Source organism: Marinobacter sp. DSM 26671 (assembly GCF_900112835.1).
Lineage (GTDB): Bacteria > Pseudomonadota > Gammaproteobacteria > Pseudomonadales > Oleiphilaceae > Marinobacter > Marinobacter flavimaris.
Genome location: NZ_FONF01000001.1, coordinates 143,420 through 157,688, shown reverse-complemented (window position 1 = coordinate 157,688; position 14,269 = coordinate 143,420). Strand labels below are relative to the sequence as shown.

At 57.5% G+C, this 14,269-nt stretch carries 15 protein-coding genes; 3 read left to right on the top strand and 12 right to left on the bottom strand.

The window, feature by feature from the left end:
- Positions 1–170 precede the first annotated feature (170 nt).
- Positions 171–1,181 carry a LysR family transcriptional regulator gene (locus tag BM035_RS00685; protein WP_039882066.1) on the top strand — a complete coding sequence of 337 codons (1,011 nt, stop codon included), beginning with the start codon at positions 171–173 and terminating at the stop codon, positions 1,179–1,181.
- Here BM035_RS00685 and BM035_RS00680 read toward each other — a convergent pair.
- From BM035_RS00680 to BM035_RS23105, 8 genes are all read right to left on the bottom strand, one after another.
- Positions 1,170–2,135 carry a GNAT family N-acetyltransferase gene (locus BM035_RS00680; RefSeq protein ID WP_092029802.1) on the bottom strand — a complete coding sequence of 322 codons (966 nt, stop codon included), beginning with the start codon at positions 2,133–2,135 and terminating at the stop codon, positions 1,170–1,172. The two genes, BM035_RS00685 and BM035_RS00680, sit on opposite strands and share 12 nt — an antisense overlap.
- 5 nt (positions 2,136–2,140) lie before the next feature.
- On the bottom strand, positions 2,141–3,292 hold the full coding sequence (locus BM035_RS00675; protein WP_008174755.1) for a cupin domain-containing protein: 1,152 nt from the start codon (positions 3,290–3,292) through the stop codon (positions 2,141–2,143).
- A gap of 17 nt (positions 3,293–3,309) precedes the next feature.
- Complete coding sequence (gene purB, locus BM035_RS00670; RefSeq protein WP_092029800.1) at positions 3,310–4,677, bottom strand: adenylosuccinate lyase; 1,368 nt, start codon at positions 4,675–4,677, stop codon at positions 3,310–3,312.
- 87 nt (positions 4,678–4,764) lie between these two features.
- Positions 4,765–5,409 carry a high frequency lysogenization protein HflD gene (gene hflD, locus BM035_RS00665; RefSeq protein WP_008174761.1) on the bottom strand — a complete coding sequence of 215 codons (645 nt, stop codon included), beginning with the start codon at positions 5,407–5,409 and terminating at the stop codon, positions 4,765–4,767.
- The gene (gene mnmA, locus BM035_RS00660; protein ID WP_092029799.1) at positions 5,406–6,593 is read right to left on the bottom strand and encodes a tRNA 2-thiouridine(34) synthase MnmA; all 1,188 of its coding nucleotides are present in this window, start codon (positions 6,591–6,593) and stop codon (positions 5,406–5,408) included. Before mnmA ends, hflD begins: the two co-directional genes overlap by 4 nt.
- Positions 6,594–6,629: 36 nt before the next feature.
- On the bottom strand, positions 6,630–7,094 hold the full coding sequence (locus BM035_RS00655) for an NUDIX hydrolase (protein ID WP_092029797.1): 465 nt from the start codon (positions 7,092–7,094) through the stop codon (positions 6,630–6,632).
- Positions 7,091–7,723, bottom strand: coding sequence for a pseudouridine synthase (locus BM035_RS00650; RefSeq protein WP_008169204.1), 633 nt, complete (start codon positions 7,721–7,723; stop codon positions 7,091–7,093). The genes BM035_RS00655 and BM035_RS00650 overlap by 4 nt, the downstream gene beginning before the upstream one ends.
- 186 nt (positions 7,724–7,909) lie before the next feature.
- Positions 7,910–8,221 carry a cold shock domain-containing protein gene (locus tag BM035_RS23105; RefSeq protein ID WP_092029795.1) on the bottom strand — a complete coding sequence of 104 codons (312 nt, stop codon included), beginning with the start codon at positions 8,219–8,221 and terminating at the stop codon, positions 7,910–7,912.
- 306 nt (positions 8,222–8,527) lie between these two features.
- On the opposite strand from BM035_RS23105, the gene clpS reads away from it, so the two are divergent.
- Both clpS and clpA read left to right on the top strand, forming a co-directional pair.
- Positions 8,528–8,887 carry an ATP-dependent Clp protease adapter ClpS gene (gene clpS / locus BM035_RS00640; RefSeq protein WP_008169202.1) on the top strand — a complete coding sequence of 120 codons (360 nt, stop codon included), beginning with the start codon at positions 8,528–8,530 and terminating at the stop codon, positions 8,885–8,887.
- Between the two features lie 18 nt (positions 8,888–8,905).
- Positions 8,906–11,176, top strand: a complete 2,271-nt coding sequence (gene clpA, locus BM035_RS00635; RefSeq protein ID WP_092029794.1) for an ATP-dependent Clp protease ATP-binding subunit ClpA — start codon at positions 8,906–8,908, stop codon at positions 11,174–11,176.
- A 106-nt stretch (positions 11,177–11,282) separates the two neighbouring features.
- On the opposite strand, the gene infA is transcribed toward clpA, so the two are convergent.
- The 4 genes from infA to trxB form a co-directional block, all read right to left on the bottom strand.
- Entirely contained in the window at positions 11,283–11,501 is a 219-nt protein-coding gene (gene infA, locus BM035_RS00630; RefSeq protein WP_008169200.1) for a translation initiation factor IF-1, read from the bottom strand.
- A gap of 80 nt (positions 11,502–11,581) precedes the next feature.
- Positions 11,582–12,295 (bottom strand): arginyltransferase, encoded by a 714-nt coding sequence (locus BM035_RS00625; protein WP_008169199.1) that lies wholly within the window; start codon positions 12,293–12,295, stop codon positions 11,582–11,584.
- Positions 12,296–13,009 carry a leucyl/phenylalanyl-tRNA--protein transferase gene (gene aat / locus BM035_RS00620; protein WP_092029793.1) on the bottom strand — a complete coding sequence of 238 codons (714 nt, stop codon included), beginning with the start codon at positions 13,007–13,009 and terminating at the stop codon, positions 12,296–12,298. It lies immediately after the preceding gene.
- 200 nt (positions 13,010–13,209) lie between these two features.
- Positions 13,210–14,163, bottom strand: coding sequence for a thioredoxin-disulfide reductase (trxB, locus tag BM035_RS00615; RefSeq protein WP_008169196.1), 954 nt, complete (start codon positions 14,161–14,163; stop codon positions 13,210–13,212).
- Positions 14,164–14,269 lie beyond the last annotated feature (106 nt).

The following is a 14,269-nucleotide window of genomic DNA, read 5'->3' as shown; positions in this document are numbered from 1 at the left end:
CCGATATTATTCAGCAAGTATCCGAAAGACTAGCAGAAATACCGCTCCAGATCCGTTTTCAAATGTGAAAGTTCGTGTTGCTGATTGATTACGTGAATCCTCGCTATCATGTATATTGCTCTCGTGAATGAGCCTCGCTTTTCCTGTTGTTCTGGTGTTCCGGAGTTTTTGTGGATATTTCCCGTGTTGATCTGAACCTGCTCGTGTACCTGGATGTGTTGCTGCGCGAGCGGAATGTGACCAAGGCAGCGAACCACCTGGGTATTACCCAGCCTGCCATGAGCAATGGTTTGAAGCGGTTGCGGGATCTGTTCAGTGATCCGCTCCTGGTGCGAACCAGTGAGGGTATGACGGCCACGGAGCGCGCGCGTGAACTACAACCGCTGGTGCGGGGAATCCTGTCGGATATTGAACAGGCCGTGCAAGATAAGACACCCTTTTCAGCTCTTGAAAGCCAGCGCGTGTTCCGGATCATGGCCAGTGATTATGCCGAATCCTGCCTGATGCCCCGGGTTCTGAGGCGGATCCGTCAGGAAGCACCGCACGTCACCCTGGATGTGCTCACGCCCAGTGACGTCAGCTTCCTGGATGTCGAGCAGGGGCGGTTGGATATGGCGATCAACCGGTTCGACAAGATCCCCCAGTCTTTCCATCAGAAGACCCTCTGGACCGAGTATTTTGCCTGCCTGATGAACGCCCGTAACCCGGTATTGAAGGAGCCCTTTACCCTGGACACCTATCTGGACGCCAGCCATATCTGGGTCAGCAAGACCGGGTTTGGTGTTGGTGTTGGTGTAAACCCGAAGGATGTCCAGCGGCTGGGCTGGGTTGATGAGGCGCTGTCGAGAATGGGGCGAAAGCGTCAGATTTCCGTATTCACCCGTCACTATCAGGTTGCAATGCTGCTGGCCGAGCAGCATGACCTGATTGCCACGCTGCCATCCCGGGCAGCCTGGCTGCAGAAAGACAACCCGAATCTTGTGGTCAAGGTGCCTCCGTTCGAGATTCCACCGTTCGAGCTGAAAATGGCCTGGAGCCCTCTGTTGCAGCACAACGCGGACCATCAATGGCTGCGCAAACTGATTGCTGAGGTGGCTACTGAGGTGGATACCGAGTTTGCTCCGTTCGGGGCCAGGTTCGAAGCGCCGGACGCGCCCCAGGCCCATCACTCAGAGCGGTAGTTCCCGAAGCTCCAGGGAAGGGCGGGCTGCATCCCACATGCGTTGGAAGTTTTCCGACAAGAGCTTTACGCGGCCGCCGTCCGAGAACTTGGCGAAACCCTCTGGCTTGTAGAAATCATGTCGGTACACCACGCCTTCACGGTCAGCAATAATGAAGGGCTGGTCCTCAACCGGGTAGTCCTCGTTGACCAGTCGAAGTTCCATGCGGCTCGGCAGCCGGCGCATCAGTTCGACCAGTGTGTGTCGACGTTTCACCAGCGGCTTGTCGTCATGGATCAGCAACCTGACTTCGCTGAGCCGGTGCCGACGGGCCAGGGCGGAGATCAGCTCCCGGAAACGATGCCGGTCATACAGATCGTGTTCGAGCAGGCGGTCATACAGCCAGATGCGCTGGCCGGCCTGGCCAACCACCGAATCCATTAGCCCCAGTAGCCTGGCCTCGGTATCAAACAGCCAGGAGTCTGTGTCGCTGCCCAGAATCATCGGCCGGTCCCGGGAGCCAAGGCCCTCGGCCGCGAGTCCCGGTGCCAGGCTACGCATCTCAAAGTGGGGAATGCCGGCGTCGTCGTAAACGCCCGAACAGACGTGGAAGCCTGACCGTTGATAAAAAGGAATGGCGTGCTCCTGGGCAGACAACCTGAGCTCGGCAAAACGGTCAGCCGATTCTGCGATCAGGTGCCGGAGCAATGCTTCCCCGATACCCTGTCCGCGGTATTGGGGCAGGATCGCCATGCGACCGATGTGGCCGGTCTCTTCAAGGGTTGAAAACAGTCGTGCCACGCCTGCCGGGGTATTGTCTGGCAGCACTGCCAGATAGTGATCGGCAATTTCGTCGGTTTCATCCCACTCCAGCTCCGGCGGGACTTTCTGTTCCTCAATAAACACCTGCTGGCGGATATCCCGGATGGATGCCGGGGCCAGTTGCCAGCTGTATTTGCGAAACCGGATGCTCATAAAGCTTATTCGAAGTAAATCGAGCCTTGATTGTAGAGGGTGGTCAGAAGCCCAAGCAATGCTTCGTCTTCCGAGAGCCGGGCGAGGGTCGGCATATCGACGCGGGCCCCTGAGCAGAGAAGCGGAGCAAACGGTTGGGCATCGCCCTTGAGCAGGAACTGCTCGCCGTCCACAAACAGGGCGGTTTCGCTGGCAAACTCGTAGTACGCGAAACGTGAGCCTTCGTTCCACCGCAGCTGCTCGCCCGCGTGTATTGCTTCGGCGACGTCTCCGGTGGACGCAGGCTCCTCCGCAGGCACCACAATATCCATGCTCTTGGGCGCCGTTGAGAACTGGCCAAACCAGAGGGCCAGTTGCCGGCGGTCCTCAAGTTTTTCCCGGATAACGGTCTCGAGGCGGTCAACCACATCCGGCTGAATCGTGCCCGGATTGTCCTGTATTTTCAGATCCGGATCGTTCAGGTGATCTGAGGCGTCAGACTGGCTGCAGAGGAAATCGGTAAATCCGGTCAGAATGTCATCCACGGTGGGTGCACGGAAGCCAACCGACAGCGTGATACAGTCATCCTCGGCCACTCCATGGTGGCCAATACCCGGCGGCAGATACAGCATGTCACCGGGTGCCAGAGTAACGGTTTCTTCGCCATCCCAGCTGCTCAGAATGCGCAGCGGAGTGCCCTCCACGCGGGGAGAGGTATGATCGCAATGGCCTCCAAACGTCCACCGGCGGTGGCCCTGGGCCTGGAGGAGGAATACATCATACTGGTCGTAATGGGGGCCAACGCTGCCGCCTTTCGGGGCAAAACTGGCCATAATGTCATCCAGGCGCCAATTGGGGATGAAGCGGAAGTGTTCCAGCAAATCTGCAATATCGGGCACCCAGTGGTCCAGCCCCTGCACCAGGAGCGTCCAGTCCTGTTCGGGCAGGCTGCTGAACCGGTCCGGCGAAAAGGGGCCGTTGTGGAGCTGCCAGGGCTTGCCATCGTCATTTTCGATCACAATCCGGGACTCGACGCCCTCCTCACAGGCCAGGCCGGCCAGTTCATCAGCGCTGACCGGGCACTGGAAATCGGGAAACGCCTGACGGATAACCAGCGGCTTTTTCTGCCAATAGTCCCGCAGAAATTCAGAGGGTGTGAGTCCGCCAAGCATGTCCATGGGTGTTACTCCCGGTTTCAGATGTTTTGTGCCTGATCGACTGCGTTACCGATGTAACGGCCCGGCGTCAAAGCCATCAGTTCGGCCTTGGCCTGATCTGGAATGTCGAGGCTCTCAACGAAATTCTTGATCACTTCCGGCGTCATTGCCTTGCCACGGGTCAATGCCTTGAGTTTTTCATAGGGCTTTTCGATATTGTACCGGCGCATCACCGTCTGGATCGGCTCGGCAAGCACTTCCCAGGCATGGTCCAGGTCGTCATCCAGTCGGGCCGGATTGATTTGCAGTTTGCCCAGGCCTTTTAGGGTGGCTTCGTAGGCAATCAAGCTGTGCGCAAAGCCAACACCCAGGTTACGCAGTACGGTGGAGTCGGTCAGATCCCGCTGCCAGCGTGATATGGGCAGTTTGGCAGATAGGTGGCTGAACAGCGCATTGGCGATGCCAAGGTTGCCCTCGGAGTTCTCGAAATCGATGGGGTTGACCTTGTGGGGCATGGTCGAGGAGCCCACTTCGCCTTCCACTGTTTTCTGCTTGAAGTAGCCTAGGGAAATATAGCCCCAGACGTCACGGTCCAGGTCGATCAGGATGGTGTTGAAGCGAGCGACGGAGTCATACAGCTCGGCAATGTAATCGTGCGGTTCGATCTGGGTTGTGTAAGGGTTCCAGTCGAGCCCGAGGCTCTCGATGAACGCCCGTGCGTTCTGGGCCCAGTCGATTTCCGGATAGGCGGAGAGGTGGGCGTTGTAATTACCCACGGCACCGTTGATCTTGCCCAACAGCTCGGTTTCCCGGATCTGTTTTACCTGGCGACGCAGACGGTGAACGACGTTTGCCAGCTCTTTGCCCACGGTCGTGGGCGAGGCGGTCTGGCCGTGAGTGCGCGACAGCATCGGCTGTTCGGCGTGATCATGAGAAAGCTGCGCCAACTTGTCGACAACACGGTCCATGGCCGGTAGCAGGCCGTGGTCCAGGCCTTCCCGCAGCATCAGCGCATGGGAGAGGTTATTGATGTCTTCAGAAGTGCAGGCGAAGTGAACAAATTCCGTGACAGCGTGCAGCTCAGGAACGCTGGCGATCTTTTCCTTGATGAAGTACTCCACCGCTTTCACATCGTGATTGGTGGTGCGTTCGATGTCCTTGATACGCTCTGCGTCTTCCAGGCTGAATTCGCTCACCAGACGGTCCAGGAAGCCGTTGGCGTCGGCGGAAAACGCAGGAACCTCGGCCACGCCAGGGTGAGCGGCCAGTTTCTGTAGCCAGCGGATCTCGACGGTCACCCGGTTCCGGATCAGGCCATACTCACTGAAAATTTCACGGAAGACGCTGACCTTGTTGCCATAGCGTCCATCGACCGGGGAAATGGCGGTCAGGGCGGTGAGTTCCATCGAAAACCTCTCAAGTCATCAAAGAATCGGATCAAAAGAAAATAGGGGTGCATATCATACACCACCGCCGGCTCTGAATCAGCGCCGTCAGTGGTAGAGGGAGCGATTGGCTTCTTCGGCAAGCTCTTTGGCAAGCCCGATCACTTTCTTGCGGGCAAAGATCAGTTGCCAGCGTCGGCCGCCGGTCTGGCGCCAGAGCACGGCGGAACGGATACCCGCCAGCAGCAGTGCCCGCACTTTCGCGGCATTCTCCTCGCGCTGGAGCACAGAGGGGTTACCGCTCACCTGGATACGCTGGCGAAAGGTGCTGATGGTATCGGCGTAGACGGAAGCCAGATTGCTGATCAGGTTCGGGTGTGTGTACCCAAAGTGGCTGGCGGTGTGCCTTGCCTGATCAATGCGACTGCCAATCACGTCCAGCATGTCGGAGCGGCGATTCAGTTTGGATTCGAGCTGGATCAGGTTGAGGGCGTAGCGCAGAACTTCGATGTCCTGCTGCCGTGACTGCTGGCTGAGCACCGAGGACAGGGTGACGAGGCCTTCGCGGATATCGCGAAGCTCGCCTCCGTAGACGTCCAGTGTGTTCTCGGGGTTGGTGGCAAACAGGGAACGGATAGATGTTTCCAGGCTGGCCTCGTTGCACTGGCCGTTGTGGGCAATCTGCTGGACCAGGTTGGCGGCCTGGAATACCCCGGCCAACGCCAGGGTCTGATCCTTGAGTGAGCGGCTCATGCGGTCTGTTCCTCGGAACGTGTGCCGGTCAGACGGTCTGGAAGTGGTTCGTCATCACGCCAGGTCTGCTCAATAACGCCGCCACCAAGGCACACCTCGCCGTCGTAGAAAACCACGGACTGCCCTGGTGTGACAGCCCGCTGGGCGTCGTCAAAATCGACTCGGACACCGCCGTCGATCAACAGAACCTGGCAATCCTGATCCGGCTGGCGATAACGGGTCTTGGCCTTGCAGCGGAAACGCCCAGCAGGTGCCTCTCCGGCAACCCAGTCGATCGGACCGGATACGAGGCCACGGGAAAAGAGCAGCGGATGGTGTTTGCCCTGAACCGCAACAAGCACATTGCGGCTGAGGTCTTTCTCCGCCACATACCAGGGCTCGTCCCCGAATTCACTGAGACCGCCAATGCCCAGGCCCTGTCTCTGGCCGATGGTGTGATACATAAGGCCCTGGTGCCGGCCAATTTTCTGGCCGTCCGGTGTTTCAATGTCGCCGGGCTGGGCCGGAAGGTATTGCTTCAGGAAGTCTTTGAACTTGCGTTCGCCGATAAAGCAGATACCGGTGGAGTCTTTTTTATCATGGGTAACGAAACCCTGCTGCTCGGCAATACGGCGGACTTCCGGTTTTTCCAGCTCGCCGACCGGGAAAAGGGTCCGCGCAATGCGGTCGCCGGAGACGGCATGCAGGAAATAGCTCTGGTCCTTGTTCGGATCCAGTCCCTTCAGGAGTTGGGCCTTGCCCGTTGAACCAGCAATCGGCCGTTGCCGGGCGTAGTGGCCCGTTGCAATATAGTCGGCACCAAGGGTGATGGCATAGTCCAGAAAAGCCCGGAATTTCACTTCTTTGTTACAAAGAATATCCGGATTGGGTGTTCGTCCGGCCTGATATTCAGAAAGGAAGTGCTCAAAAACCCGGTCCCAGTACTCGGCTGCAAAACTGGCGGTGTGCAGTTTGATGCCGATGGCATCGGCAACGGCCTGGGCGTCGGCCAGATCTGTCATGGCTGTGCAGTACTCGGTGCCGTCATCCTCGTCCCAATTTTTCATGAACAGGCCTTCAACCTGATAGCCCTGGTCTTCCAGAAGCCAGGCGGCCACTGAAGAATCCACGCCGCCGGACATGCCGACGATCACACGCGTGTTGGCGTTACTGTTTGGAGAGGAGGCTTCGGGTGCGTTGGTCATGACAGCTTCGTTACCGACTAAAAAACCGCGAGTTTATCATCTTTCCGAGGGTGGCGTCTGCGCGTCCACCACCACGTCCAGCGGGTATCGCCGGCCGTTTCGGTAATCTTCTATGCACTGGATGACCAGCGGACTGCGCAGTTTGTCCCCCAGCGCGCGGATTTCATCCAGGGTGAGCCAGTGGGCGGCGATGATGCCATCGTCCAGCTGTTCAGTAACCCGGTCGCCAGCCCTCGCGGCATAGCAGAAACGATAGTAGGTAACGCCGTTGGCCGGAGCCTTGTAGGTGTAAATGCCAAGGAAGTGTATGGGCTCTATGTTCCAGCCCGTCTCTTCAAGGGTTTCCCGTCGGACGGCATCCAGAATGGCTTCATCTTCTTCGACATGGCCAGCCGGCTGGTTGAAAACAACCTTGCCGCCGCTGATCTCTTCAACCATCAGGTAACGGCCGGCTTCATCCTCGACTATAACGGCCACGGTAGCATGGGGTGTCCAGGTCATGATTTCCGGTTTCTCCTGGTTCGGGCGCCAGCGGCGTTGCCGCGGCGGGTTGGTTTTGGTGAAGCGGGTAGATTGACGGTGACCGTTCGATGGGCTCCCGATTCGAGGCCGTCAAGGGTCCAGTCACCAATCCGGTACCGGATCAGGCGAAGTGTCGGAAACCCGACGGCAGCGGTCATTCGACGTACCTGCCGGTTTTTGCCCTCGGTTATCGTCAGTTCAACCCAGCTCGTCGGAATGTTATCCCGATGTCGCACCGGAGGCACTCTCGGCCAGACCGCCGGGGCAGGCATTCTGTCGGCTTTTGCCGGCCGGGTCAGACCATCCTTGAGTTGCACGCCGGTAGCCAGGTGTCTCAGTGCTTCTTCAGAAATGTTTCCTTCTACCTGCACCCAGTAGGTTTTTGGCATCTTCAGTGATGGTGACGCTATGCGGTGTTGGAGGGAGCCTTCCGCGGTAAGAAGGAGCAGGCCCTCGGAATCGTAGTCCAGACGTCCCGCCGGATAAATGCCCGGGATGCGTACGTAATCTGCCAGGGTAGCGCGAGGTGGTTTACTTCCGGAAGCGCCATCGTCTGTGAATTGGCTCAGAACATGAAAGGGTTTATTGAAAAGCACGAGTTCGGCCATGCGCAGGTCTTTCCCGGATATCCGCTGTCTTTGAGCAGTGCAGCGTACTGCAAACAGGAAGGCTGGCAAAGTAGGGCGGGCGCCACCGCCCAGGGGGACCTGTCACCCGACGTTTTTTGAAGGACAAAAAAAGAGACCCCCACCAGCAGACGACCGGTGGGTGTGATTTTGCGTTACCAGAACAGGTCAGGCGTTGACTGCACGGGGCGGATAGCCGTCCCTGCCTGATTCCTGCTGGCCGGATTGTCCGGTAGAGTCGCTGCTGGCGTCAGTTTGCGCCTTGCTGGCAGGCAGCTCGTCGGGAACGATGTTGACTGCGTGAATGCCCTTGTCGCTGGGCTTTTTGTCGAAGGTTACGGCCTGGCCGGCTTTTAAGGTCTTGTAGCCGTCCATTTGCACCGAAGAGAAGTGCGCAAACAGGTCGTCACTGCAGCCATCCTCGATGATGAATCCGTACCCTTTGGCATTGTTGAACCACTTGACCTTGCCTCTTGGCATGATGAACTCCCCTGTTCTTTTGCTGTCTCTATTCTTGTTAATTCTCTGTGTGCCTATCGGCGCCGTCGCACAGTCGGTCCGAATCCTGTTACACAAACCTTGCATGGATTTACATTATTTTACATTGCAACTTAACTTTCGGCCAATCATTGCGGTGAGTCAATAGTTTCTATGCCTGGAATGTGTGGTTGAACGCAGTCTGGAAGCGGTATCATGTTCGTATTGATAAATATCTCATGCCCCGCTTGAAAACCCCGGGGCGGACATCCACATTTAACAAGGGCACCGATAAACCGGTAAGGAATGATGCGGACTATCGAAAATTCTCTACTAGTATTCAATCAGGGGGAGGACGAACAACCGGGGCGACAGGATGACCTCAGCGTTGCTCCCGAGAAGCCCGCTCTCAAGCGCCCGGCGCGATACAGGGTGGTGCTTCTGAACGATGATTACACGCCCATGGATTTTGTGGTCGATGTGTTGATGAAGTTCTTCGGAATGAATGAGGAAAAGGCGACGCAGGTGATGCTGCTCGTCCATACACAGGGAAAAGCTGTATGCGGGGTATATACCCGGGACATCGCGGAAACAAAGGCGGCACAGGTGAACCAGTATTCTTCGGAATGCGAACATCCGCTCCTTTGCGAGATTGAACGTGCGGACTGATAGACGTTGGGGTGGCCCATGCTGAGCAAAGATCTAGAAATTACGCTGAATACGGCCTTCAAGAATGCCCGGGACAAGCGTCATGAGTTCATGACTGTGGAGCATTTGTTGCTGGCCCTACTGGAAAATGAATCGGCAGTGGGCGTCCTGAAAGCCTGTGGTGCAGACCTCAAGCGGCTTCAGGAAGAGCTTGTCGAATTCGTGGACTCCACCACACCTTTGATTCCGAGCAGCGACAGTGAGCGCGAGACCCAGCCAACACTGGGGTTCCAGCGAGTCCTGCAAAGGGCTGTGTTCCATGTGCAGTCCTCGGGCAAGAAAGAGGTAACCGGCGCCAATGTGCTGGTGGCCATCTTCAGTGAACAGGAAAGCCAGGCGGTGTATGTGCTCAAGAAACAGAGCATTGCCCGCATTGATGTGGTCAACTTTGTTTCCCACGGTATTTCCAGGGTTCAGGGCGCCGAAGATCAGGAGAGTCACGATCAGGCGTCCCACGAGGAGGCTGGCGAGGAAGGCGGACAATCCAAGCCGCTTGAAAGCTACGCCACCAACCTGAACGAGCAGGCCCGTCAGGGCCGCATTGATCCGCTGATCGGCCGTGAACACGAAGTCGAGCGGGTGGTGCAGATCCTTGTACGCCGCCGGAAGAACAATCCGCTTCTGGTCGGCGAGGCCGGGGTTGGCAAAACCGCCATCGCAGAGGGGCTCGCCAAGCGTATCGTCGACGGACAGGTCCCCGATATTATTTCCGATGCGGTGGTCTACTCGCTGGATCTGGGTGCCCTGCTGGCCGGAACCAAGTACCGCGGCGATTTCGAAAAGCGTCTGAAAGGTCTGCTTGCCGAACTCAAGAAAGAAAACCACGCGATCCTGTTCATCGACGAGATCCACACCATCATCGGAGCGGGCTCTGCCTCCGGCGGCGTGATGGATGCGTCGAATCTGTTGAAGCCCATGCTCAGTTCGGGTGAAATCCGGTGCATTGGCTCAACGACGTTCCAGGAGTTCCGGGGTATTTTCGAGAAAGACAGCGCCCTGGCGCGCCGTTTCCAGAAAATCGATGTGAACGAGCCCAGTGTTGAGGACACCTACCAGATCCTGAAGGGCCTCAAGCCGAATTTCGAAAAGCACCACGATCTCAAATACACCGACAAGGCGCTTCGGGTGGCTGCAGAGTTGTCCGACCGTTACATCACCGATCGGCACTTGCCGGACAAGGCGATTGACGTCATTGACGAGGCGGGCGCGCGCCAGCGGCTTCAGCCGGAAGGCAAGCGTAAGAAGACCGTTGATGTCACCGAGATCGAGGATGTGGTTGCAAATATTGCCCGTATCCCACCGAAGAACGTGTCTACCAGCGACAAGGATCTGCTGCGGAATCTGGAGCGGGATCTGAAGATGACGGTCTTTGGTCAGGATCCGGCCATCGAATCGCTGTCCACTGCTATCAAGCTGGCTCGCGCCGGGCTCAAGGCCCCCGAGAAGCCAGAAGGTGCCTTCCTGTTCGCAGGGCCGACCGGTGTCGGTAAAACCGAGGTTACCAAACAGTTGGCCAAGGTTCTGGGTATCGAACTGGTACGCTTTGATATGTCGGAGTATATGGAGCGGCACACCGTATCACGGCTGATCGGTGCGCCTCCGGGCTACGTTGGGTACGATCAGGGCGGCCTGTTGACCGAGTCGGTGAACAAGCATCCGCACTGTGTCCTGCTGCTGGACGAGATCGAGAAGGCCCATCCGGAAGTGTTCAACCTCCTGCTGCAGGTCATGGATCACGGCACGCTGACCGATAACAACGGCCGCAAGGCAGATTTCCGCCACGTGATTCTGGTAATGACCACCAACGCTGGTGCCGAGAGCATGGCTCGTCGCTCTATTGGCTTCAGCGAGCAGGATCACAGCACTGACGGCATGGAAATTATCAGCAAGACTTTCACGCCGGAATTCCGCAATCGCCTGGACGGTATCATCCAGTTCGGCGACCTGCAGATCGATACCATCACCCACGTGGTGGACAAGTTCCTCACCGAGCTGCAGGCGCAGCTGGACGAGAAGCATGTTGTTCTGCATGTGGATGACGAGGCGAAGGCCTGGCTGGCCGAGAAGGGCTATGACGTCACCATGGGCGCCCGCCCGATGTCCCGCCTGATCCAGGACAAGATCAAGCGGCCGCTGGCCGAGCAGATCCTGTTCGGGCGCCTTTCAGAGAAAGGCGGGGATGTCTTCATCCACCTGCGGGATGACGAGCTGGTATTCGAGTACGAGGACGAGCCTGCAGAGGCGGTCTGAGGCAGGCTCGATTAAAGAAAAACCGCTGTCCGGGTAACCGGCAGCGGTTTTTTTGTGCCCTGACGAAAAAAAGCCCCCGAAGGGGCTTTCAGATGTCATGGGAGCATCAACGGGCGCGATATACGATCCGGCCCTTGCTCAGGTCATAGGGAGTCAGCTCAACCTTGACCTTGTCACCTGTCAGGATGCGGATGTAGTTCTTGCGCATCTTTCCGGAGATATGGGCTGTCACAACATGACCGTTGCTCAGCTCAACGCGGAACATGGTGTTTGGAAGGGTATCGATAATAACGCCTTCCATTTCAATGGCATCTGATTTCGGCATTCAGTAGAAACCTCGTTTGAATATGCTTCTGGTGATTCTAAATTGCGCAATTCTGCCTGATTTATCGGCGTTTGGCAAAGTTAGCCTGCGTCCAGTTCACGCCAGTGCCCGTCTCTCAGTGCTTCGATGGGTCGGAAGCGTGTTTTGTAATTCATTTTTCGGCACTGCTTGATCCAGTAACCGAGGTACAGGTGAGGAAGCCCCCTGCGGCGGGCTTCCTCAATTTGCCAGAGGATTGCGAAGGTACCCAGGCTGCGGTCCTCCAGATCAGGATCGAAAACTGTATAGATGGCCGAAAGGCCATCGTCCAGAAGATCGACGGCTGCCAGTCCTACCAGCCGTTCGCCCTGGTGGATTTCCAGAAACCAGGAATCGGTTGCGCCTTCTACCAGAAACGAGGTGAACTGTTCCCGGGTCGGCGGGTACATATCGCCGTCCTTGTGCCTTTGTTCGATGTAATTGGCGTAGAGCTGGTAATACCTCTCCGCAAAGGTGGCGGGCACCATGGTGCACTGCAAATCCTTGTTTTTGCGGAGAACCCGCCGCTGGCTTCTGTCCGGCTTGAAATCATCAACTTTCAACCGAACCGGTATGCAGGCATTGCACTGCTCACAGTGAGGGCGGTAGTAGTGGGATCCGCTGCGGCGAAAGCCAAGAGCCGTGAGTTGGCTGTAAAGCTTTTTGTCGATATGAGCCCGCGGATCCACAAACATGGTGGTGGCCTCGCGGTCTGGCAGGTAGCTGCAATCGTGCGGTGGTGTCGCGAAGAACACCAGGGTTCTGAGATTGCTCATTCACTCCTCCGGCCCGGGCCAACGCCATCGGAAGGTCCAGTCGGTCTGATCCGGTTTCTGATCGATGCTCATCCTGAGTATAGATAAAAACTCTTCCCGTGGAATAGTCCGTGCGCCCATGGTAAGCAGATGCCGGCTCTCTACCTGGCAATCCATGATCCGGTAGCCCCAGAGCTGTAACTGGTGTGTCAGGTGAACCATGAGAACTTTGGACGCGTTGGTTTCCAGAGAAAACATGGATTCACCGAAGAAACACCGGCCAATTGCCAGTCCGTACATGCCACCGGCCAATTCACCACGCTGGTTCCAGATTTCGATGGAGTGGGCGACGCCCCTGCGATGCAGCTCTGAGTAGCTGGCAATCATTTCTTCGGTAATCCAGGTACCTTCGGCACGGGTTGAGGCGCACAGGCGGATGATTCGTCCGAAGTGTCTGTCTGCGGTTACCTGGAAGCGTTGTTGGTTCAGGGTCCGGCGCAGGCTCCGTGAAACGTGGATTTCGTTCGGAAAAAGGACACACCGCGGATTCGGTGACCACCACAAAATGGGCTGGTCGTCGCTGTACCAGGGGAAGATGCCGTTCCGGTAGGCCAGTATGAGTCGCTCGGTGGAAAGGTCGCCGCCGAGGGCAAGAAGGCCGTCCGGGTCGTCCAGGGCTTCGTTGGCGGGGGGGAACCAGAGTTGGTCCGGGTCTAGCCAGGGTAGTGAGGTCATCCTTCTCCGGCAATTACTGCAATGTTTCGGTTCTATTTTACAGAGTACCGGCCGGTGGGAGCCGCCTTCTGAAACACGCTGTGAATACGTCCTTGTACGCTTGGCTCCGCCATCCATGGCTCCGCACAGTTTCAGAAGGCGGCTCCCACCGACCTTCGCAAACTTTTGAGTTCGCGTTCCTTTTCTTTACTCAAGCATAATCAGTCTTGCTGATCCAGAAACTTTTCCGCATCCAGGGCGGCCATGCAACCGAAGCCGGCGGAGGTGACGGCCTGGCGGTAGACGTGGTCGGCTACGTCGCCGGCGGCGAATACGCCGGGAATGCTGCTCTGGGTGGCCATGCCTTCGAGGCCGGAGCGGATGCGGATGTAGCCGTTCTCCATGTCCAGTTGGCCCTGGAACAGGTCGGTGTTCGGTTTGTGGCCGATGGCGATGAATACGCCGGCCAGGTCCATTTCCTGGGTGGAGTCGTCTTTGGTGCTTTTGATGCGCATACCGGTGACACCGGTGCCGTCGCCGAGGACTTCGTCGAGGGTGTGGTCCCAGACGATCTTGACGTTGCCGTTTTCGGCTTTTTCAAACAGTTTGTCCTGGAGGATCTTCTCGGCACGCAGGCTGTCGCGGCGGTGCACCAGGGTCACTTCGTCGGCAATGTTGGAGAGGTACAGAGCCTCTTCGACCGCGGTGTTACCGCCGCCAATAACGGCAACTTTCTGCTTCTTGTAGAAGAAGCCGTCGCAGGTGGCGCAGGCGGAGACGCCCTGGCCTTTGAATTTCTCTTCAGACTCGAGGCCGAGATACATGGCGGAGGCGCCGGTAGCAATGATCAGGGCGTCGCAGGTGTACTCGCCGCCATCGCCCTTGAGGCGGAATGGGCGGTTACGGAGGTCGGCTTCGTTGATGGTGTCGTAGACGATGCTGGTTTCGAAGCGTTCGGCGTGCTTGAGCATGCGCTGCATGAGCTCCGGGCCCTGAACGCCGTCGTTGTCGCCGGGCCAGTTGTCGACGTCGGTGGTGGTGGTGAGCTGGCCGCCGACTTCAATACCGGTAATCAGGGTCGGGTTCAGGTTGGCGCGGGCTGCGTAAACGGCAGCGGTGTAACCTGCGGGGCCGGAACCGAGGATGATCAGTCGGGAATGTTTGGTGTCGCTCATTGGGAATTCTCTCACTGAAAAAGCCGTACGTTGCCGGGCCCCGGTTTCAGGGCCAGACGCTTCGGGGAAAGGAGCAAAGGCTAACATGAAAGGCGCGGTCTGCCAT

Excerpts from the sequence above, each read along its gene's own strand:
- BM035_RS00680 (WP_092029802.1), bottom strand. The coding sequence starts at position 2,135 with ATGAGCATCCGGTTTCGCAAATACAGCTGGCAACTGGCCCCGGCATCC.
- BM035_RS00675 (WP_008174755.1), bottom strand. The coding sequence starts at position 3,292 with ATGGACATGCTTGGCGGACTCACACCCTCTGAATTTCTGCGGGACTAT.
- purB (WP_092029800.1), bottom strand. The coding sequence starts at position 4,677 with ATGGAACTCACCGCCCTGACCGCCATTTCCCCGGTCGATGGACGCTAT.
- hflD (WP_008174761.1), bottom strand. The coding sequence starts at position 5,409 with ATGAGCCGCTCACTCAAGGATCAGACCCTGGCGTTGGCCGGGGTATTC.
- mnmA (WP_092029799.1), bottom strand. The coding sequence starts at position 6,593 with ATGACCAACGCACCCGAAGCCTCCTCTCCAAACAGTAACGCCAACACG.
- BM035_RS00655 (WP_092029797.1), bottom strand. The coding sequence starts at position 7,094 with ATGACCTGGACACCCCATGCTACCGTGGCCGTTATAGTCGAGGATGAA.
- BM035_RS00650 (WP_008169204.1), bottom strand. The coding sequence starts at position 7,723 with ATGGCCGAACTCGTGCTTTTCAATAAACCCTTTCATGTTCTGAGCCAA.
- BM035_RS23105 (WP_092029795.1), bottom strand. The coding sequence starts at position 8,221 with ATGCCAAGAGGCAAGGTCAAGTGGTTCAACAATGCCAAAGGGTACGGA.
- clpS (WP_008169202.1), top strand. The coding sequence starts at position 8,528 with ATGCGGACTATCGAAAATTCTCTACTAGTATTCAATCAGGGGGAGGAC.
- clpA (WP_092029794.1), top strand. The coding sequence starts at position 8,906 with ATGCTGAGCAAAGATCTAGAAATTACGCTGAATACGGCCTTCAAGAAT.
- infA (WP_008169200.1), bottom strand. The coding sequence starts at position 11,501 with ATGCCGAAATCAGATGCCATTGAAATGGAAGGCGTTATTATCGATACC.
- BM035_RS00625 (WP_008169199.1), bottom strand. The coding sequence starts at position 12,295 with ATGAGCAATCTCAGAACCCTGGTGTTCTTCGCGACACCACCGCACGAT.
- aat (WP_092029793.1), bottom strand. The coding sequence starts at position 13,009 with ATGACCTCACTACCCTGGCTAGACCCGGACCAACTCTGGTTCCCCCCC.
- trxB (WP_008169196.1), bottom strand. The coding sequence starts at position 14,163 with ATGAGCGACACCAAACATTCCCGACTGATCATCCTCGGTTCCGGCCCC.